The following is an 18,431-nucleotide window of genomic DNA, read 5'->3' on the forward strand; positions in this document are numbered from 1 at the left end:
AATCATTCCTGCCCGGTTATGGCGGTTAAGGATTGATAATCCGTTCCGCCTCGTCGAGGCGGCCGAGGTCGATCAGCAGGCCGGCCAGGTCCGTGCGCAGGTCGGTATCGCCGGGGCGGGCCTTCAGCAGGGCGGCCATGGCCTCGTCCATCTCGTCGAGCCGGCCCAGCCGGCCCAGCAGGAAGGGGCGCGCCCGGGCCGCTTCGGCGCCGGGCTGCAGCTGCCGGTCGATGATCGCCAGCGCCTGGCGGTACTGCTGTGCCGCCTCGCTGCGTTTCTGGCCGGACAGCAGCAGTTCGCCGTAATTGTAATGGCTCTGCCAGTTGCCGGGACCGCTGTCGTGATAGCGCCGGTACAATGCCAGTGCCTCGCTGCGCCGCCCGGCATCGAACGCCGCCCGGGCCAGCCGCCGCAAAGCCTCGCGGTCATTCGGATCGGCAGCGGCCATGGCGCGCGCCAGTTCCGCGACGGCACGGGTGAGCCCGAATTCCTCGGCACGGTCGAGCAGGGCGGCGAGCCTGGCGCCATCACGTCCGGCAGCCTGCCCGGCCCGCAGCAGCCAGTCTTCGGCTTCGCGCAGGCGTCGGCGTTCCGCGAGATAGCCGACCAGCAGGTCGAGCCGGCGGGGCTGGTCCAGCAGGTCGTCGCTGCTGCCGAGCAGGGCGGCCATGCGCTCGCCGCCGCCATGTTCCTGCAGCAGCTGCAGCCATTGCAGCTGGGCTTCGCCGCGGGCGGCGCGGGCCCGCGCCTCCAGCCAGTCGAGGCCGTCCCTGCGCGGGCGCGGTCCCCAGAGATACAGCAGCTGGCGGGTATTCTCGCCATCCGGGCCTTCCCGCCCGGCCAGCTGGCGGAAGGCCGCCTCGGCCGGCGCGCGGTCGCCCAGATCGAGCAGGCGGAAGGCCGCGTCGCGGCGTTCGGCGGCCGGACGTTTCGCATCGCCGGCGACGGCGGCCAGCAGGGCCAGCAGCTCGTCGCGGCGGCCGAGCTTTTCCAGGGCCTCTTCATAGGCCGGCCGCCAGCTGCCGCCCCAGCGTTCGGCGGCCTGTTTCAGGTAGGGCAGCGCGCGCTGGGCGCCGCCGATATCGAGCAGGGCATAAAGATCGGCCTCGGCTTCCTTGCGGCCGGCGCCGCGCTGCATGCGGCCGGCGAGGAAGGCGACGGCGTCGTCGCGGCGGCCGAGCCTGGCCAGCAGGTCGAGATAGCCGTCGCCGATGGTGCGGCTGCCGGCCGCCGCGGCCGCCTGCCAGCGCGGCAGGGCGCGCCGGGGCGCCAGCCTTGCCAGCAGTTCGAGGCGGGCCTGCAGTTCGTCGGCACCGAGACTGCCGGCATCCAGGTCGGCCTCGACCGCGGCGACGATGGCGGCTGTCGTGCCGGACAGTTTCATTTGCGGGTCGGTCAGGGCGCCGATGATGTCGCGACGTTCCTGCGGCGTCTGGGCGGGCTGCGCCAGTGCCGCGGCCGCGGCGGCCGTTGCATCGGCGCCGGATTGCCGTGCGGCATCCAGCGCCAGCAGGGCCGCGTCGGGCGTGCCGGCCGGAAGGCTGGCCAGCAGCGGCAGGGCCTCGGCCGGCCGGTTCAGCGCCAGCAGGGCACGGGCCCGCATCACGGCATGATCCGGGAAGGGCTGCAGGGCAGCCAGCCGGGTCGCCGCTGCCAGTGCCAGCGGCCATTGCGCCCGGTCGCCGGCAAGATAATACAGATCGGTCAGCAGGGCGGGATCGCGCGGGGCTGCCTGCGCCAGCCAGCCGGCCACCGCGGCCGCATCGCCGCTGGCCGTCGCCAGCCGTGCCCAGGCGGCATCGAGCATCGCGATGCCCGGCCGTGCCTGCCGCAGGCTTGCCAGCAGGGCGGCGCCTTCGGCCTGCCGGCCGAGCCGCAGATAGGCCTGCGCGAGATCGCCGAAGCTGTCCGGCGGCAGGCGCGGATCGCCGGCCAGTGCCGCCAGCAGGCCGAGGCCGCGCTCGTGCTCATCCAGTTGCAGCAGCACCTGGGCGAGGAACAGGCGGTCGGCAAAGTCCAGCCCGTCCACCGCCACCTGCGCCAGCCATTGCCGGGCTGCCGCGCGATCATTCACGGCCAGGGCGAGCCGCGCCGCCAGCAGCGGACGGGCGGCCATCTGTTCGGTGCCGATGCGGTCGCGCAGGCGACTGCCGAAGGCGGCGCGCCGGTCTTCGGGCAGGGCATCCAGCAGGGCGACCAGATCGGCGAGGCGGCTGTCCGGCAGGCTTTCCAGGGTGGTCGCGGCCAGATCGAAACGGCCGGCATCCAGCGCCAGCCCGAACAGCAGGCGGCGGCCGGCCGCCGACAGCGTGTCCCGTGCGGCCAGGCGTGCCAGGGCGGCATCGGGCTGACCGGCTTCCGCCTCGGCGGCGGCAAAGGCCTCGGCATGGCGGGCGGCCAGCTGCGGATCGCGGTCGGCTGCGGCGATGACGGCGCGGGCGGCCGCCGGACCGAGGCGCCGGGCGACGCCGGCCAGCAGGGCCTGCACGCTGTCGGCATCGGTGTCGGTGCCGCTGCGCAGCCAGTCCAGCAGCATCGCCTGCATGCGCTGGTTTGCGTCGGCGGCGCTTGCCAGTGCGGTGTAGAGGTCGATGAAGGTCTCGTCGACATCGCGCGGCCATGCCTTCGCCAGACCGTCCAGCGCATCGAGGCCGGCTGCCGGCCGGCCGTCATGACCCATATAGCGGGCGAGTTCGACATACTCTTCCGGCTCGGCCCTGCCGATACGCGCCAGTTCGCCCAGCGCCCAGCGGCGGGCCGCGCGGTCGTCGCGGAATACCGCAAGATCGGCATAGTCGCGCAGGGTCGCCGCCTCGCCGGTGGCGGCATACAGCGCGGCCAGCGTGGCGGCATAGGCATCGAAGCGGTTCACCTGCCGCTGCAGGTCGGCCAGCAGGCGCAGGGCTTTCGGGTCGTCCGGATGGCGGGCGACGAACAGCGCCAGGGCATCGATCGCGCGTTCCGGCTCGCCATTGGCAAGCGAGACATCGACCAGCGGGCGGATCGTCGCCGCCTCGAGCCTGCCGGCGGACAGGTTCTGCTCCAGCAGGGCGCGGGCGCCCTCGAGATCGCCGCTGCGCAGCAGCATCAGGGCCTGTTCGGATGTTCGCGGCACCATGAGCAGGCTGGCCGCCAGCGCGGCGAGGACGACGGCAGCCACCAGCAGCAGGTTCAGCTTCATGGCCGCGGGCCGATCTGCAGGCCGGCGCCGCCGATGGCGATGGCGGGCAGGGTGAAGGTCAGCAGGCCGTCGGCGCCGGCCGCGGCCTCATGCGGGAAGCGGGCGCCGTTCGCCGCCGTCAGGGTGATCTGCCAGCGGCTGTCCGGCGGCACCAGCCAGGTGAAGCTGCCATCGCCATAGCCCTGTACCTGCATGCTGCAGGCGGCCTGCCGGCAGGCGAAGCCGCGCACGCGCCAGCGCGCATCCCGCAGCTGCGGATGCGCCGGGGCCGGCGGCGCCTCGGCCAGCACGATTTCCGGGCTGGCGTCATCGGCATCGAGGGCGACATAGAGCACGCCCTGGTCGCGGTGCCAGCCGATCACGCCGCGGCTGGCAGCCGCATCGGGGGTCAGGGCGGCGAGGGTGCCGTCGAAGCGGATGGTTGCCAGCGCGCCATGGTCGCGGATACGCCAGTGCCGCGGCGCGAGCCGTTCGATCCGGGTGGTGAAGAAGCCGTTGGCAATGGCGGCATAGTCATAGGTGCTGACCGGGGCGATGCTCTGCCCGCGCAGCCAGTCGAGATTGCCCTTCACCGCGTTGAGGGCGGCCAGCTTCTCGCCGGAATAGATATGGTAGTAGAGGTTGAGCGGCTTGATGCGCAGGGGCGCGCCGGTATTGGTCCAGGTCTGCCGCAGGTAGCGATAGCCGTAGAACCGCCCGGTCCACAGGTCGGTATAGGTATTCTCGTTCGAATTGGCGGCGTAGATCTGGATCTCGCCGCCGATGCGCAGGCCGACCGGCGCCACCGAGGAATAGGACGGATACTCGTCGTCGAAGCGGGAATCGCCGCCATTGATGTTGAGTGCACCGGCCTCGCGGACCTTGCGCAGGACTTCCGGAAACGGCGAGGTATCGCCCGACCACTGCACCAGCCGCACCGGCTTGCCGGGTGGCGCCAGCGCCTGCAGGAAGCGCAGGGCCCCGCCGGTTTCCAGGTCGATGTCGAAGGGATGGTCGCCATAGGCGCGCGGAATGCGGTAACCGGTGCGCAGGCCGGCGGCACGCGCGGCTTCCATCTCGCGGCTCTGCTCGTCGGGATCGCTGCCCTGATAGCGCTCCTGCCCCTTCGCCCGGTAGATGGCGCGGAACGGCGCCTCGCGGGCCGGGTCGTAGTTGCGGAAGAATCCCCACTGGAAGGGATGGCTGTAGGTATGGCTGGCCGGTTCGACATTCGGCCGGGCGAAATAGTCGCGGGCGATGCGCATCGCCGTGTCGCTGCCATGCCAGTCGGGGTCGAGTTCGGCCGCCACCGGCGCCACCGAGACCGGCAGGTCGGGATAGCCGTCGACGATCTCGTGCAGGATCACTTCGGCGGCGCTGGCGCGGCGGCGGGCATAGCCGGGCACCTGGCTCTGGTTCAGCCAGCCATCGCCATCGATATGGCTGTGGAACAGCCGGCGGCCGCTGGCCGTGGTGATGTCGGGCTTGGGCAGGCCGTCGGTCTCGAACACGGCGGCGAAGAAGCGGAAGGGGTTCAGGTGCCACTGCGTGCGCAGGAAGGCGGGGTCGCGGAAAAATGCATAGCCCGGCGCCACCATGCCGCCGCGGCGGCCGATGACCGCCACATGGCTTTCGTCCTGGGCGCCGCCCGGGCCCTGCAGCACCAGCAGGGACGACACCAGCCCGTCGCTGGGCCGGAAGATCCCGAAGGCGGGCAGGATTTCCGGCAGGGCGCGCTCGAAATTCATCAGTGCCGGGTCGGCCTGCCGGATGCGGGTGCCGTAGGTGCCGGCCACCCAGCGGTCCTGCAGCTGCGCTCCCAGCGGCGCAAGCACGCGGTTGATGCGGGCGGTCTCCACCACCTGCCCGGCCGGATCGCGCAGGGGCAGGTCGCCCAGCACCGCCAGCCGCAGCCCGCGCCCGAGCGCCGTCTCCAGCCATGACCACACGGCATCCGGCTGCTCGGTCACCTGGCTGGTCAGCCACATCAGGATGCCGCGCAGGTCGTTCCGGTCCGCCAGATCCGGCAGGCCGTCGCGGATGTCGCGGAATTCGACAACGAGACCGAGATGGTTCAGCGGCATTGCCGCCAGCTGGTGGGCGTTGCTGAATTTCAGCTGCGTTTCGGTGCGGCCGTCATAGAGGGCGAGGATGGTGCGCGGTTCTGTCGCCGCCGGCGCCGGTGCAGCCGGCAGCATGGCGAAGGTCAGTCCCAGCAGGCAGAGGCAGACCGCACGGATCATCGCCGCGAACCGGTCAGGGTTCCCGGATGATGCGGTCCAGTGCCCGGGTCGCCACATAGGGCAGGAAGCCGGCGGCGCGCTGGGCAGCGTAGATCTTGCGTATGCCGGCCGGGTCATCGGGGGACCAGTAATCCAGGGTCATGATGGTCAGTTTGGGATTCTGCCGCTGTGCGGCCCGCAGTTTGGCGAGATAGGTTTCGTATTCCGCGTCGGGCGTCAGGATATAGGCTTCGCGTTCGGCGGACCAGTTGGAGCGGATCGCCTCGCCGAGAATGAAGTCGACATCGCCGGCCACCGCATCGTGAATCTCGAAGGCGCGGTTCAGCATGATCTTCATGCCGGGAAAGCGCTGGCGCAGCGCCTGCACCAGTCTGGCGGCCGCGGCTGTCATACCTTTGTATTTCACCGGGTCGAGACGCTCCAGATGCGGCGGATTGTCGAGCGTGTCGAGGAAGAAGCCATGGAAGCCCTGCGCACGGATGCGCGGCGCGATCTCGTCCAGGATGCGTGTCTGCCAGGCCGGATTGCGGATATCGACGAAATAGCTGCCGGGCCAGTACTGGTTCTCGTCCAGCACGATGCCGGCCTGCTTCACGGCGGCGAAATCGCTGCGCCAGGATTCCACCTCGCCCATGCTGATATAGCCCAGCAGCCAGATGTCGCGGTCCAGCAGCGGCGCCAGCGGCGGATGGCGGTCGGCATCGAACACGGCCAGCCGGTAGTCGAAAAAGCTGCGGGCGGGCTCGCTGCCGCGGTAATAGACCACCCAGGGGGCGTAATCGGCGGCGCGCAGGCTGCCGGGCAGAAGCAGCAGCGCGGCCAGTGCGAGCAGCCGGCCGGCCGGGCCGGTCAGGCGGGGCATGCCGCCCCGTCGAAGACATGGTGCAGGGTGGGCCGCAGGCCGGCGGCCAGAGTGGTGCGGGCTGCGACGCCCAGTGCGGCGGTGGCGGTGGCGGGATCGCCGATCGAGCGGCGGATATCGCCGGTGCGGGCCGCTTCGTGCCGGATGGCCGGCGGCTGGCCGGCGACGCGACCGATCTCGGCGGCCAGCTGCAGCACGCTGGTGGGGCGGCCGGTGCAGACATTGTAGATGCAGGCCTGCCGCGGCTGGTGGTCCATGGCGGCCAGCAGATGCTCGACCACGTCGGCGACGAAGACGAAATCGCGTTCCTGCTCGCCATCGCCGAACACGGTCAGCGGCTGGCCGGCGGCGATGCGGCCGGAGAACAGCGCGATCACGCCCGAATAGGGGGATCTCGGATCCTGGCGCGGGCCGTAGACATTGAAGAATCGCAGGCCGGTGGTCGGCACGCGATGCACCAGCCAGGCGACGCGGCCATGCATCTCGCAGCCGAGCTTGTCGGCGCCGTAGGCGGTCAGCGGCCGGGTTGCCGCGGTTTCCAGCAGGGGCGTGTCGGGATTGTCGCCATAGACGGCGGCCGAGGAGGCATAGATCACCGGCAGCGGCTGGCCGCCGGGATTGCGGGCGGCGTCGAAGACGGCAATGGCGCCGGCCTGGTTGGCGTGATGGGTGGCCAGCCAGTGGTCGACCGACTGCTGCACCGAGGCGATGGCGGCAAGATGGAAGCAGCCGTCCATCCCGGCCATGGCCGCATGGGTCAGCTTCAGGTCGGCCACGTCGCCGACGACCAGTTCGGCGGCCGGATCGAGATTCTCGCGGCGTCCGGTCGAAAGATCATCGAGCACACGTACGCTGTCACCCCGGCGCAGCAGGGCGTCCACAAGATGGGAGCCGATGAATCCGCACCCGCCGGTCACGAGATATCTTGCCACGAGGATCTGCCCAACCAGTTGATTGAATAATCATTTATCTAATACGCGCTGTGGTTACGGCCAAATTAACACCGATACATATGCATGCAATGATGCCGGGCCGTGATTTGCGCGATTAGGTGCCTGGTCCAGAAACACCGGGGGGCGCTGATTTACAAATTAGTTTCCGGTAACCCCCGGAAAAGCCGTGCGGGAACGGTACCTGAATATGTCAGGCGATCCGCAGGCAGCGGGCCTCGTGGCCGGGGCCGACAGTGGCCAGACCAGGCTGCTGCAACGTGCAGCCGTCATCGGCACGGCTGCAGCGCGGGGCAAAGGCGCAACCCGGCGGCAGGGCGGCCAGATCGGGCGGCGCGCCCGGGATGGCATCGAGGCGGGCGCCGTCCATGGCATCATGGGCGCGCGAGGCCAGCAGGCCCTGGGTATAGGGATGCTTCGGTGCCCGGATCACGTCGCGCACCGGGCCGCTTTCGACGATGCGGCCGGCATACATCACGGCGATACGGTCGGCGACCTCGACGGCGACGCCGATATCATGGGTGACCAGGATCACCGACAGGCCGAGTTCGCGCTGCAGGTCGCGCAGCAGCAGCAGGATCTGGATCTGCACCGTGGCATCCAGCGCCGTGGTCGGTTCGTCGGCCAGCAGGATTTCCGGGTTGCAGGCCAGTGCCAGCGCGATCATCGCCCGCTGCCGCATGCCGCCCGACATCTGGTGCGGAAACGCCTCCAGCCGCCGTTCGGGCGAGGGGATGCGCACCTGCTGCAGCAGGGCCAGGGCGCGTGCCTTCGCGGCGGCACCCGAAACCTTCTCGTGGCGCCGCACGGATTCGGCGATCTGCTGGCCCACGGTATAGACCGGGTCCAGCGCCAGCAGCGGTTCCTGGAAAATCATCGAAACGCGGCGGCCGCGGAAATCGGCCAGCGCCCGGCCCGACAGGGCCATCACATCCTCGCCGGCTGCCAGCACCTGTCCGCTGATGCGGGTGCGCTTCTCCGGATGCAGGCGCAGCAGGGTGCGCAGCGTGACGCTCTTGCCCGATCCGGATTCGCCGAGCAGGGCCAGCACCTCACCCTTGCCGACGGCAAGGTCGACGCCGTTGACCGCATGCACGGGCTTGCGGCTGCCGGTGAAGGTGACGGTGAGGTCGCGGATATCGATGACCGGCTGCGTGCTGCCGGCATTCATGGCGTTCATGCGGCGGCCTCCCCGGCAGGCAGTGGCGCCTTGCTGTGGCCGGAACCGGGACGATAGATCAGGCAGGCGGCCTGCTGGCTGGCCGACAGCGGCGCCAGGCCGGGCGCGCTGACGCTGCACACGGCCTCGGCATAGCGGCAGCGGGTATGGAAGCGGCAGCCCGGCGGCGGGTCGATCGGATTGGGCGGATCGCCGTAGAGCGGTGCTTCCTCGGTGCGGCTGTCCGGGTCCATGGCCGGCATCGAATCCAGCAGGGCGGCCGAATAGGGATGGCCGGGCTGCGAGAAGATGGCTTCCGCCGCACCGATCTCGGCCACCTTGCCGAGATACATCACCATCACCCGGTCGGCCATGAAGCGCACGACATTCAGGTCATGCGAGATGAAGATGTAGGTCAGACCGAAGGCTTCCTTGAGGTCGAGCAGCAGGTTGAGCACCTGTGCCTCCACCGATTTGTCCAGCGCCGAGACCGCTTCGTCGAGGATCACCAGCCGCGGTTCCAGCGCCAGCGCGCGGGCGATGTTGATGCGCTGGCGTTGGCCGCCCGAAAGTTCATGCGGATAGCGGCCGGCAAAGCGCGAGGGTTCCAGCCCCACCCGGGCCAGCAGGTCGTGGGCGCGGCCCAGCGCCTCGCGACGCGGCACGCCATGCACGCGCGGGGCGAAGGCGATCGAATCCTCGATGGTCAGGCGCGGATTAAGCGAGGCATAGCTGTCCTGGAACACCATCTGGGTCTGGCGGCGGTAATCGGACAGCGACAGGTCGTGGCCGATCTCCTCGCCGTCGAAGACGATGCTGCCGGCATCCGGCTCGATCAGATGCATCAGCAGGCGCGCGGTGGTCGACTTGCCGCAGCCGCTTTCGCCGACGATGCCGAGGGTTTCACCCTTCATCAGGTCGAAATCGATGCCGTCGACCGCGCGCACCACGGCGCCGGCCCGTCCGAGCAGGCCCTTGTTGACCGGGAAATGCTTGATCAGGCCGCCGACCGACAGCAGGGGCTGGCGCGGGCCGCCGCGGTCGCGGGCATCGGGGAGGGTGGGATCGGGCGTCATCATCGCGTCAACCCCGTACATCCATGGCCGAGCGCAGGGCATCGGACAGCAGGTTGAAGGAAATCGAGGTAATGAAGATCATCGCGCCGGGCAGGGCGGCGACGGCGGGGTTGACGTAGATCGCCGTGCGGAGGGTGTTCAGCATCAGGCCCCATTCGGCTTCCGGCGGCTTGACCCCGAGGCCGAGGAAGCTGAGGCCCGAGGCGAGGATCATCGAGACCGAGATCAGGCTGGTGGCATAGACGAAGATCGGGCTGAGCACGTTGCCCAGAACATGCACCCGCACGATGGTCAGGCCGCCGGCGCCGGTGGCGCGCGCCGCTTCCACATAATCGCGGTTGCGCACCTGGGTCGTCACGCTTTCGGCCACGCGGGCAATCGGCGGGATGAACACCACGGTCAGCGAGACCAGGGCATTGGTGATGCCGGCGCCCAGCGCGCCCGACAGCGCCACCGCCAGCAGCACCGAGGGGAAGGCATAGAAGACATCGATGGTGCGCATGATTGCCGTGTTGATGGCGCCGCCGACATAGCCGGCGAAGATGCCGAGCCCGGAACCGAGCACGAAGGCCATCAGCACCGGGGTGACGCCCATGAACAGCGACAGCCGGGCGCCGTAGATCAGGCGCGAGAGCATGTCGCGGCCGAGTTCGTCGGCCCCCAGCGGATAGCCGGGAAAGCCGATCGGCTTCAGCCGCCGCAGCATCGAGCCCTTGAACGGATCGGCCGGGGTGAGATACGGCGCGAAGATCGCCATCAGCACCAGCGCGACGATCACCGCCAGCGCGATCATCGCGACGGGATCGCGGGCCAGACGGCGGGCGACGCCGAGCCAGTAGCCTTCGGAGACCTGGATCGGCATGACGGCGGGCTTGGCGGAAGCCATGGTGTCGGCGGCCATCGGTTCAGCTCCGCTGGATGCGCGGGTCGAGTGCCGTCTGCAGCACGTCGACCAGCAGGTTGAGGGCCACGAAGAACATCGCCAGCACCAGGATGGTACCCTGCAGCAGCGGCAGGTCGCGCTGGAAGATCGCGGCATTCAGCAGGAAGCCAGTGCCGGGCCAGGAAAACACCGTCTCGATCAGGATCGAACCGCCGAGCAGGTAGCCGAGCTGCAGGCCCATCACTGCCAGTGCGGTGGGTGCGGCATTCTTCACCACATGGGCGAAGATGCCGCGGTCGGTCAGGCCTTTCGCGGCCAGCGCGAGGATGAATTCCTGCGACAGGATCTCGGCCACCAGGGCGCGCACGGTGCGGGCGATCACGCCCATCGGGATCACCGACATGGTGATGGCGGGCAGGATCAGGTGGCGCATATGCACCCAGTCCCAGGCCCAGTCGACCGAGCCGCCGGGGCCGGCGCCGGTGGCGGGCAGCCAGTTCATCTGCACCGAGAAGACGATCACCAGCACCATGCCGAGCCAGTAATGCGGCACGCTGACGCCAAGGACCGAGATGATGGAGGCGGCGCGGTCCAGCAGGGTGTCGCGGTAATAGCCGGCGACGAAGCCGAACAGGCAGCCGAAGAAGAAGCCGATCAGGGTGGCGACCGCCGAGAGGATGATGGTGTTGCCGACGGCGCGCATCACATCGGAGGCGACGGCGCGGCCGGTAGCGATCGAGGTGCCGAGGTCGCCGGTCAGCACCTTGCCGAGCCAGATCGCATACTGCACCGGCAGCGGCTTGTCGAAGCCATAGGCGGCGCGCATTTCCGCCTGCTGTTCGGCGGTGGCATCGATCGGCATGATCGCGGTGAGCGGATCGCCGGGCGTGATATGCACCAGCAGGAAACAGACGATGCTGACCCCGAGGGCAACGGGGAGCACATAGAGCAGCCGCTTGAGGATATAGCGCAGCATGGGGCGGCCTGTGGGGAAAGCTAGCTGGTCGGGACGGGTACCGGGTCGTGGCGGCCGGCCCGGATCGCTCCGGGCCGGCCACGGTGCGGAAGGCTTACTTCGCCATGGTGATCGGCGAGAAGTCCTGGAACCAGTTCTGCGCCTGCACGAAGCCCTTCACCTTCGGGCTCATCGCCCGGGCGTTGACGTCATGGGTGACCATCAGGAACAGCGCCTCGTTGACATACTTCTCGTGGATCTTCTGCAGAATCTTGTCTTGCTCCTTGGCGTCGAAGGTGTTGCGCACCGCATCGAACATCTTGTCCATCTCCGGATCGCAGTAATGGCCCCAGTTGGTGCCGTTCGGCGCCACCAGGTTGCACTGCAGATGCCGCATCAGGCCGGTGAAGGGGTCCTGGATGAAGTAGGTGAAGTTGATCGAGGCCCCGCCGCGGGCGCTCTCGCTCTTCGCGCCGGCGCGCCAGATGTTGATCAGCTGGTTCCACTCCACCACCTCGAACTCGACCTGGATGCCGATCTCGGCGAGGTTCTGCTGCACGAATTCGTTCATCGGCAGCGGCAGCATCTGGCCGGAACCAGACGGCGAGATCAGCGCCTTCACCTTCAGCGGCTTGTCGGGGCCGTAGCCGGCCTCCTTCATCAGCTTCTTCGCCTCGGCCACATCATGCTTCAGCTTGAAGGTCGGGTTGCCGAACCACTGGTTGCCCGGCGGCAGGAAGCCTTCGGCCGGGATCATCAGGCCGCCCAGCAGTTCCTTCAGGCCGGCGCGGTCGATGGCAAGGTTGGCCGCCTTGCGGATGCGGATATCGTTCCAGGGCGAACCCTCGATGCGCGACAGATGCCAGGTCCAGTTATGCGGATAAGCATTGGTCACGATCTGCAGGCCGGCGGCCTTCAGCGACGGCACCGCATCCGGCGCCGGTGCCTCGATCCAGTCGACCTGGCCGGAGCGCAGGGCGGCAACGCGGGCATTCGGCTCCGGCAGCGGCAGGAGGACGATCTTGTCCAGCTTCGGCACCCGGGCCTTGTCCCAGTAGGCGGCATTCGGCACCAGTTCGGCGCGCTCGCGCGGAACGAAGGCGGTCAGCTTCCACGGGCCGGTGCCCGACGGGGTCTTGGCGAATTCGTCCCAGTTCTTGCCGAGCTTTTCCCACTGGGCCGGCGAGGACATCATGATCCAGGCCAGCTGGTAGGGCAGGGTGGCGTCCGGCGCCTTGGTGACGACTTCCAGGGTCAGCTTGTCGACCGCCTTGTAGCTGGCCACTGCCGGGATGCGCGAGCGGCCCTGGGCCGACTGGCGCGGGTCGAATTGCGGCGCGTCCTTGTTCAGGATCTTCTCGAAGTTCCACACCACCGATTCGGCTGTGAAATCGCTGCCGTCGTGGAATTTCACGCCGTCGCGCAGCTTGAAGGTCCACTTGGTCTTGTCGGCGGCATCGACACTCCAGCTGGTGGCGAGGCCGGGGATCAGCACCGACGGCTTGTCGAACTTGCTGAGGTCCCAGTTGATCAGGGCGTCATAGACTGTGTAGCCCATGAAGCGCATGCCCTCGCCGCCCTGGTCGGTCTGGCCGGTGGTCAGCGGGATGTCGGAGGCGGTCATGCCGATGCGCAGGGTGCCCTGGGCCTGGGCCGGGCCGGCAAGGGCGACCGACAGCGCGGCGGCACTCAGGAGGGAAGCTAGTCGGGAGGAGAAAGGCATTTTGGTCATGGCACGATCCTGTGTTGGATGGTGCCTGCCGCAACGCAAACTCTGTGCCAGCCGCCAAGGTCATGATTCTATGTGGTCAAACAAAAGGCAGTGCGGCGGCTGCCCGGCTTTGGGCAGAGCTGCCTGAAAAACAGGCGGAGTCAGGGCGGATGCATAACGCTTGCCGAAGCGGTCCGGAGCCGTCAGCGTCTGGAGCCATTCCAGACGAGTCCCGCCATGCGCCTGCTGCTGATCAATGCCAATACCTCGACGGCGATGACCGACCGGGTGGTTGCCGCCGCCCGCGGCCTCGCGGCGCCGGATACGGAGGTTGCCGGGGTGACCGGGCGTTTCGGCGCCGCGGTCATCGCCACCCGCAGCGCCTATGCGGTTGCCGGCCATGCCGCGCTCGACTGCTATGCCGAGCATGGCGCGGGATTCGATGCCGTGGTGCTGGCCTGTTTCGGCGACCCGGGCCTTCTCGCCCTGAAGGAACTGGCCGCCGTGCCGGTGGTCGGCATGGCCGAGGCCGGATGCCATTTCGCGGCACAGCTGGCGCCGCGTTTCGGCATCGTCACCGGCGGCGAACGCTGGCGGCCGATGCTGACGGAATATGTGGACAGCCTCGGGCTGGGGGATCGCCTGTCCGGCGTGCGCACCCTGCGGGCCGATGGCGGCCAGATCGCCGCCGACCCGGCCGCGGCCGAGCAGGCCGTGCAGGAAGCCGCGCGGCTGTGCATCGAGGAAGATGGCGCCGGGCTGGTGATTCTCGGCGGCGCCGGCATGGTCGGCATGGTCGAGCGCGTGGCACCGCATCTGCCGGTGCCGGTGATCGACGGCCTGACTCCGGCGGTGAAATGGGCGGAAGCCGCGGTACTCAGCGGTGCCCGCAAGGCCGAAACCGGTGCGCTGGCTTTCCCCGGGCCGCTGGCCAGCACCGGCCTGTCGCCGGCGCTGGCCGCCCTGCTGGCTCAGCGCGGCATCGTTTCGTAGACCGGCACTTTCGTCTCGAAGGCACCGGCCAACCGATACAGCATCGCCTCGTCGAAGGCGCGGCCGATCAGCTGGAAGCCGACCGGCAGGCCGCCGCGCACGAAGCCGGCCGGCACCGTCATCGCCGGCAGGGCCAGATAGTTGATCGGCCGGGTCAGCCGGGTCAGCGTCGCGATCACCTTGCCGGCCTCCGGCCTGCCGGCGACATCGGTTTCCTCGATGGTCGGGGCCGGCCGGTCGGCCACCGGCACGAACACCGCATCGGCGCCGGTCATCGCCTTGAGGAAGGCGGCAACCGCCTCGCTGCGCCAGCGCTGGGAATCGATATAGTCGACCGCGCTGAGCGCGAGGCCGTTCTCCAGCCGGGCGCGGACCTGGTCGCTGTAGAGCTGCGGGCGGGTCCGCAGCCAGTTGCCATGCAGGGCCGCAGCCTCGCCCGACAGCAGCACATTGGCCGCTGCCGTGACCGCATCCATGTCCGGCGGCGTCATCTCGACGATCTTCACGCCCAGCTTCGCGAATGTCTTCAGCGCCTGTTCCAGCAGCTGGGCGCTTGGCTTGTTCAGCTTGTCCCAGAAGAACCGCCGCGGCACCGCCAGCTTCAGTCCGCGGACGGCGCCGGAGCGTGCCGCCTTCAGGTAGTCGTCCACCGGCCGATCGCTGGCCGTCGGATCGCGCGGATCGGCCCCGGCCATCAGCTGCACCAGCAGCGCGCTGTCCTCGACCCGGCGGGTCAGCGGCCCCACCGTGTCGAGCGAGTAGCTCAGCGGCATGCAGTTGGCACGGCTGACCCGGCCCCAGGTCGGTTTCATGCCGACCAGGCCGCAGTAATGCGCCGGCTGGCGGATCGAGCCGCCGGTATCCGACCCCAGCGCGCCGAACACCATGCGCGCCGCTACTGCGGCGGCCGAGCCGCTGGACGAACCGCCGGTGATGCGGTCGCTGTTCCACGGATTGCGGGCATGGCCGTAATGGTAGTTGTGGCCGGTCGGGCCGAAGGCGAATTCGGCCATGTTGAGCCGGCCGAGATCCAGCGCGCCGGCGGCATCCAGCCGCGCCAGTGCGGTGGATGTCTCGGTCGCCTTCCAGTGCCGGCGGATTGCCGAACCGCAGCTGGTTTCCTGCCCGGCGCGGTAATACATGTCCTTGTGGGCCAGCGGCACGCCGGCCAGCGGCCCGAGTTTGGCGCCGCGCTTGCGGGCGCGGTCGACCGCCCTGGCCGCCTTGAGGGCAAGGTCGGCTTCCAGCTTGAGGAAGGCATTGGTCTTCGGCTGCCACTCGGCGATGCGGGCGAGGCAGGCCTCGGTCAGCGCCTGGCTGGTCAGCCTGCCGCGGGCAACGGCCTGTGCGGCCTCGACGAGGCCGAGATTGATAATGTCGCCGCTCATCACCGGGCGCCTTTCTTCTTCTTCGATGCTTTCGGTCCGGCAGCGGGAAACAGCCCGGGTTCGCGCTCGAAAGCCAGCTTGCGGGCGATCGCGCGGAAGCGGCCGGCGGCAGGCCCGAGCGTGGCCGAGATGGTTTCCGGCCGGCCGGGCCGCAGCGCGACGCCGGCCTCGGCGAACATGGCGGCCACCAGCGGCGGCGGCAGCGGGGCGGCGGTCTTTGCCGCCGGTGCCGGCGCGGCGGTGCGGATGGCGACGACTTTCTGCTTGGTCTTCATGGCGGCGGGTGGGCTCCCTTGCGTTCGGTGATCAGGCCGTAATGCTGCGGCATGCGGTGGGCCGCGAAATTGAAGGTGGTGGTCTTGTAGCTGGCGCAGGCATCGAGGTCGCAGGCCGCCACGGCCAGTTCATCGCCTTCGCCGCGGGTGGCGGCCACCGTCATCCCCGACGGCGCGATGATCTGGGTGCCGGCGATCATCGGCACGCCTTCCTCGGTGCCGGCCTTGGCCACGCCGATCACCCAGCAGCCATTCTGGTAGGCGCCGGCCTGCATGACCAGCGTGTTGTGATGCAGCGACAGGGTGTCATGGTCGGGCGCCGGCGGGTTGTGGACCGGGGTGTTGTAGCCCAGCAGGATCATCTCGGCGCCCTGCAGCCCCATCACCCGGTAGGTCTCGGGCCAGCGGCGGTCGTTGCAGATGCACATGCCGAGGATGCCGCCGAAGGCGCGCCAGACCGGGAAGCCGGTATCGCTGAGATCGAAATAGCGCTTTTCGAGATGCTGGAAGGCGCGCCAGGGTTCATGCTCGCGATGGCCGGGCAGATGCACCTTGCGGTATTTGCCGACGATCTGCCCGTTGCGGTCGACCAGGATCGATGTGTTGAAATGCTGCGCCCGCTCGCCGTCGCCGTCGAGTTCCGCATAGCCCAGCGAGAATCCGAGGCCCAGCCGGCGCGCCTCGTCGAACAGGGGCTGGGTTTCGGGGCCGGGCATGCGGCGCTCGAAAAAGCTGTCGATCTCGGCCTGGTCGGTCATGAACCAGCGCGGGAAGAAGGTGGTCAGTGCCAGTTCCGGGAAGACCACGAGGTCGCAGCCCATGCGCTTCGCCTCGCGCAGATGGGCGATCAGGCGCTCCACCACGCTGGCGCGGCTGTCGCTGCGGGCGATGGGGCCGAGCTGGGCGGCACCGACGGTGACAATGCGCGGCATGGCAGCCCCCTATGCTCTGGTCTGCAGCACGGCAGTGGCGCTGCGGCCGACGATCTGCTGGTACAGGGCCGGATCGGTGGCGCCCTCGGTGCCGAAGACCAGAACCCGCGATTGCGGTCCCAGCGCGAGGTGGGCGGCCAGCGCCGGATCGGCCGCCGCTGCCAGCGCACCGGCCAGGCCGGCCACGGCGGATTCGCCCGCCACCACCGGCGGATCGCCGGCGGCGGGCGTGGCAAGGAGGCGCATCAGCGCGGCGGCGCTGTCGTCGTCCACCGCCATGAAGGCATCGGCGCCGGCCGCGAGAATCTTCCAGGCGATCAGCGAAACCTCGCCGCAGGCCAGTCCTGCCATGATGGTATCGAGATCACCGGTCACCGCCACCGGATGGCCGGCCTCGGCGCTGCGGCGCAGGCAGTCGGCGCGGTCGGGTTCGACCACCACGAAGCGCGGGCAGCCGGCTTCCAGCTTTTCCCAGGCATGGGCCAGCACGGCCGCCGCCAGTCCGCCGACGCCGCCCTGCACGAAGATGTGGGTCGGCGGCGCCGGGCATTGCGCCAGCGCCTCGGCCGCCATCACGCCGTAGCCCTGCATCACGTTGCGCGGCACGTCTTCATAGCCGGGATACGACGTATCCGAGACGACGAACCAGCCATTCCGCCCGGCATCGGCCTGGGCCTGCCGGACGGAATCGTCGTAGTTGCCTGCTGTGCGCACCACCTCGGCCCCGTAGGCGGCAATGGCGTCGCGGCGGCCGTCGGAAACCAGCGCGTGGATGTAGATCACGCAGCGGCAGCCGAACAGCGACGCGCCCCAGGCGACCGAGCGGCCATGGTTGCCGTCGGTGGCGCAGGTCACCGTGATGTCGCGCACGATCTGCGCATGGCGCCCGGCAATGAGGTCGGTGCCGGTGATGCTGTCGGGCGCCGTGCCGGTGGCTTCGGCGATGCGGTCCTGCAGCAGGCGGAACACCGCATAGGCGCCGCCCAGCGCCTTGAAGCTGCCGAGCCCGAAGCGGCCGCCCTCGTCCTTGTAATACACGGAACCGAGGCCGGCCGTGGCGGCGAGGCCTTTCAGGTCATGCAGCGGCGTGGCTGCAAAACCGGGCCATGCGGCGATTTCGGCAGCGGCCTTGCGGCCGGCCGCCAGCGACTGCAGGGGCAGGAATTCCGCCGGATAGTCGGCGGCGCGGCGGGTCAGTCCGGGGGTGCAGAGGCAGGTCATGACGAAAGCGGGCGGGAGAGACGATACCCGAGCCTAGCAATTCGCTTGCCAAGCCGGAAAGCCGGAGATTGCCGGGATTCCGCGGCGGCGGGACCGGATGGCTGCGCGTGACTGCCCAAGCAACAGGCAGTCTTCAGCCGACCGTGACCGGCGCGGTCAGCGGCACCAGCTCCTCGTCGCCGGCATCGCCCATCATCCACATGACGATGGCAAAGCGGCCGGGACGCTGCAAAGCCACCATCGGGTGATGCCAGGTGCCGGCGGCATAGACGATGCTCTGGTCCGGACGGGCAAGGAAGGCGACGGCCTGCGACGGGTCGGGCCGGCCGCGCCCGTCATCGGGGCAGACGGTGACGAGATAGCCCGCGACATCCAGCGGGATGAAGGCCTGCGCCGAGAATGCGTGCCGCTCGAACAGTTTCAGCGGACAGGGCAGGGAGCTGGCCGCGACCAGCGTGAAGGACAGATCGAGCCGGGCCTGCGGGCGACGGTTCTCGATCAGGTCGCCGCGATAGATGCGGCCCTCGAAGCCGTCATGGTCGATCACCTGCCCATAGGGTGCGAAGGCTGCAGCGGTCAGCGGGCGGGAGGGCAGAAGGGTGACGGATTCGCTCATCTCTGCT

15 protein-coding genes are annotated in these 18,431 nt (G+C 69.3%); 1 reads left to right on the forward strand and 14 read right to left on the reverse strand.

Going from position 1 to position 18,431, the window contains the following annotated elements:
- Positions 1–25: 25 nt before the first annotated feature.
- The 9 genes from ACEQZY_RS12695 to ACEQZY_RS12735 form a co-directional block, all read right to left on the reverse strand.
- Positions 26–3,181, reverse strand: a complete 3,156-nt coding sequence (locus ACEQZY_RS12695; protein WP_370154905.1) for a tetratricopeptide repeat protein — start codon at positions 3,179–3,181, stop codon at positions 26–28.
- The gene (locus ACEQZY_RS12700; RefSeq protein WP_370154908.1) at positions 3,178–5,403 is read right to left on the reverse strand and encodes a hypothetical protein; all 2,226 of its coding nucleotides are present in this window, start codon (positions 5,401–5,403) and stop codon (positions 3,178–3,180) included. Before ACEQZY_RS12700 ends, ACEQZY_RS12695 begins: the two co-directional genes overlap by 4 nt.
- Positions 5,404–5,416: 13 nt before the next feature.
- A complete protein-coding gene (locus ACEQZY_RS12705; RefSeq protein ID WP_370154911.1) occupies positions 5,417–6,265 on the reverse strand; it encodes an endo alpha-1,4 polygalactosaminidase in 849 nt (282 codons plus the stop codon).
- Entirely contained in the window at positions 6,253–7,197 is a 945-nt protein-coding gene (locus tag ACEQZY_RS12710; RefSeq protein ID WP_370154914.1) for an NAD-dependent epimerase/dehydratase family protein, read from the reverse strand. Before ACEQZY_RS12710 ends, ACEQZY_RS12705 begins: the two co-directional genes overlap by 13 nt.
- 211 nt (positions 7,198–7,408) lie before the next feature.
- A complete protein-coding gene (locus tag ACEQZY_RS12715; RefSeq protein WP_341704421.1) occupies positions 7,409–8,395 on the reverse strand; it encodes an ABC transporter ATP-binding protein in 987 nt (328 codons plus the stop codon).
- Positions 8,392–9,453 (reverse strand): oligopeptide/dipeptide ABC transporter ATP-binding protein, encoded by a 1,062-nt coding sequence (locus ACEQZY_RS12720; protein WP_341704422.1) that lies wholly within the window; start codon positions 9,451–9,453, stop codon positions 8,392–8,394. Before ACEQZY_RS12720 ends, ACEQZY_RS12715 begins: the two co-directional genes overlap by 4 nt.
- Positions 9,454–9,457: 4 nt before the next feature.
- Entirely contained in the window at positions 9,458–10,351 is an 894-nt protein-coding gene (locus ACEQZY_RS12725) for an ABC transporter permease (RefSeq protein WP_341704423.1), read from the reverse strand.
- A 4-nt stretch (positions 10,352–10,355) separates the two neighbouring features.
- On the reverse strand, positions 10,356–11,309 hold the full coding sequence (locus ACEQZY_RS12730) for an ABC transporter permease (protein WP_370154919.1): 954 nt from the start codon (positions 11,307–11,309) through the stop codon (positions 10,356–10,358).
- Between the two features lie 94 nt (positions 11,310–11,403).
- Positions 11,404–13,020, reverse strand: coding sequence for an ABC transporter substrate-binding protein (locus ACEQZY_RS12735; RefSeq protein ID WP_341704425.1), 1,617 nt, complete (start codon positions 13,018–13,020; stop codon positions 11,404–11,406).
- Between the two features lie 216 nt (positions 13,021–13,236).
- On the opposite strand from ACEQZY_RS12735, the gene ACEQZY_RS12740 reads away from it, so the two are divergent.
- The gene (locus tag ACEQZY_RS12740) at positions 13,237–13,992 is read left to right on the forward strand and encodes an aspartate/glutamate racemase family protein (protein WP_370154923.1); all 756 of its coding nucleotides are present in this window, start codon (positions 13,237–13,239) and stop codon (positions 13,990–13,992) included.
- Here the strand turns inward: ACEQZY_RS12740 and ACEQZY_RS12745 are convergent.
- From ACEQZY_RS12745 to ACEQZY_RS12765, 5 genes are all read right to left on the reverse strand, one after another.
- Positions 13,971–15,380, reverse strand: a complete 1,410-nt coding sequence (locus ACEQZY_RS12745) for an amidase (protein WP_370154926.1) — start codon at positions 15,378–15,380, stop codon at positions 13,971–13,973. The two genes, ACEQZY_RS12740 and ACEQZY_RS12745, sit on opposite strands and share 22 nt — an antisense overlap.
- The gene (locus ACEQZY_RS12750; protein WP_370154929.1) at positions 15,380–15,655 is read right to left on the reverse strand and encodes a hypothetical protein; all 276 of its coding nucleotides are present in this window, start codon (positions 15,653–15,655) and stop codon (positions 15,380–15,382) included. The genes ACEQZY_RS12745 and ACEQZY_RS12750 overlap by 1 nt, the downstream gene beginning before the upstream one ends.
- Entirely contained in the window at positions 15,652–16,587 is a 936-nt protein-coding gene (locus ACEQZY_RS12755; RefSeq protein WP_370154932.1) for an N-carbamoyl-D-amino-acid hydrolase, read from the reverse strand. The genes ACEQZY_RS12750 and ACEQZY_RS12755 overlap by 4 nt, the downstream gene beginning before the upstream one ends.
- A 9-nt stretch (positions 16,588–16,596) precedes the next feature.
- Positions 16,597–17,808, reverse strand: a complete 1,212-nt coding sequence (locus ACEQZY_RS12760) for a diaminopropionate ammonia-lyase (protein WP_370154935.1) — start codon at positions 17,806–17,808, stop codon at positions 16,597–16,599.
- Positions 17,809–17,941: 133 nt separating this feature from the next.
- Positions 17,942–18,424 carry an ureidoglycolate lyase gene (locus tag ACEQZY_RS12765; protein ID WP_370154938.1) on the reverse strand — a complete coding sequence of 161 codons (483 nt, stop codon included), beginning with the start codon at positions 18,422–18,424 and terminating at the stop codon, positions 17,942–17,944.
- Positions 18,425–18,431: the final 7 nt, after the last annotated feature.

Origin of the sequence: Ferrovibrio sp. (assembly GCF_964218355.1) — a bacterium.
Taxonomy (GTDB): domain Bacteria; phylum Pseudomonadota; class Alphaproteobacteria; order Ferrovibrionales; family Ferrovibrionaceae; genus Ferrovibrio.

Bases quoted from the DNA above. Each gene is read 5' to 3' on its own strand.
- ACEQZY_RS12695 (WP_370154905.1), bottom strand. From the start codon at position 3,181: ATGAAGCTGAACCTGCTGCTGGTGGCTGCCGTCGTCCTCGCCGCGCTG.
- ACEQZY_RS12700 (WP_370154908.1), bottom strand. From the start codon at position 5,403: ATGATCCGTGCGGTCTGCCTCTGCCTGCTGGGACTGACCTTCGCCATG.
- ACEQZY_RS12705 (WP_370154911.1), bottom strand. From the start codon at position 6,265: ATGCCCCGCCTGACCGGCCCGGCCGGCCGGCTGCTCGCACTGGCCGCG.
- ACEQZY_RS12715 (WP_341704421.1), bottom strand. From the start codon at position 8,395: ATGAACGCCATGAATGCCGGCAGCACGCAGCCGGTCATCGATATCCGC.
- ACEQZY_RS12720 (WP_341704422.1), bottom strand. From the start codon at position 9,453: ATGATGACGCCCGATCCCACCCTCCCCGATGCCCGCGACCGCGGCGGC.
- ACEQZY_RS12725 (WP_341704423.1), bottom strand. From the start codon at position 10,351: ATGGCCGCCGACACCATGGCTTCCGCCAAGCCCGCCGTCATGCCGATC.
- ACEQZY_RS12730 (WP_370154919.1), bottom strand. From the start codon at position 11,309: ATGCTGCGCTATATCCTCAAGCGGCTGCTCTATGTGCTCCCCGTTGCC.
- ACEQZY_RS12735 (WP_341704425.1), bottom strand. From the start codon at position 13,020: ATGACCAAAATGCCTTTCTCCTCCCGACTAGCTTCCCTCCTGAGTGCC.
- ACEQZY_RS12740 (WP_370154923.1), top strand. From the start codon at position 13,237: ATGCGCCTGCTGCTGATCAATGCCAATACCTCGACGGCGATGACCGAC.
- ACEQZY_RS12745 (WP_370154926.1), bottom strand. From the start codon at position 15,380: ATGAGCGGCGACATTATCAATCTCGGCCTCGTCGAGGCCGCACAGGCC.
- ACEQZY_RS12750 (WP_370154929.1), bottom strand. From the start codon at position 15,655: ATGAAGACCAAGCAGAAAGTCGTCGCCATCCGCACCGCCGCGCCGGCA.
- ACEQZY_RS12755 (WP_370154932.1), bottom strand. From the start codon at position 16,587: ATGCCGCGCATTGTCACCGTCGGTGCCGCCCAGCTCGGCCCCATCGCC.
- ACEQZY_RS12760 (WP_370154935.1), bottom strand. From the start codon at position 17,808: ATGACCTGCCTCTGCACCCCCGGACTGACCCGCCGCGCCGCCGACTAT.
- ACEQZY_RS12765 (WP_370154938.1), bottom strand. From the start codon at position 18,424: ATGAGCGAATCCGTCACCCTTCTGCCCTCCCGCCCGCTGACCGCTGCA.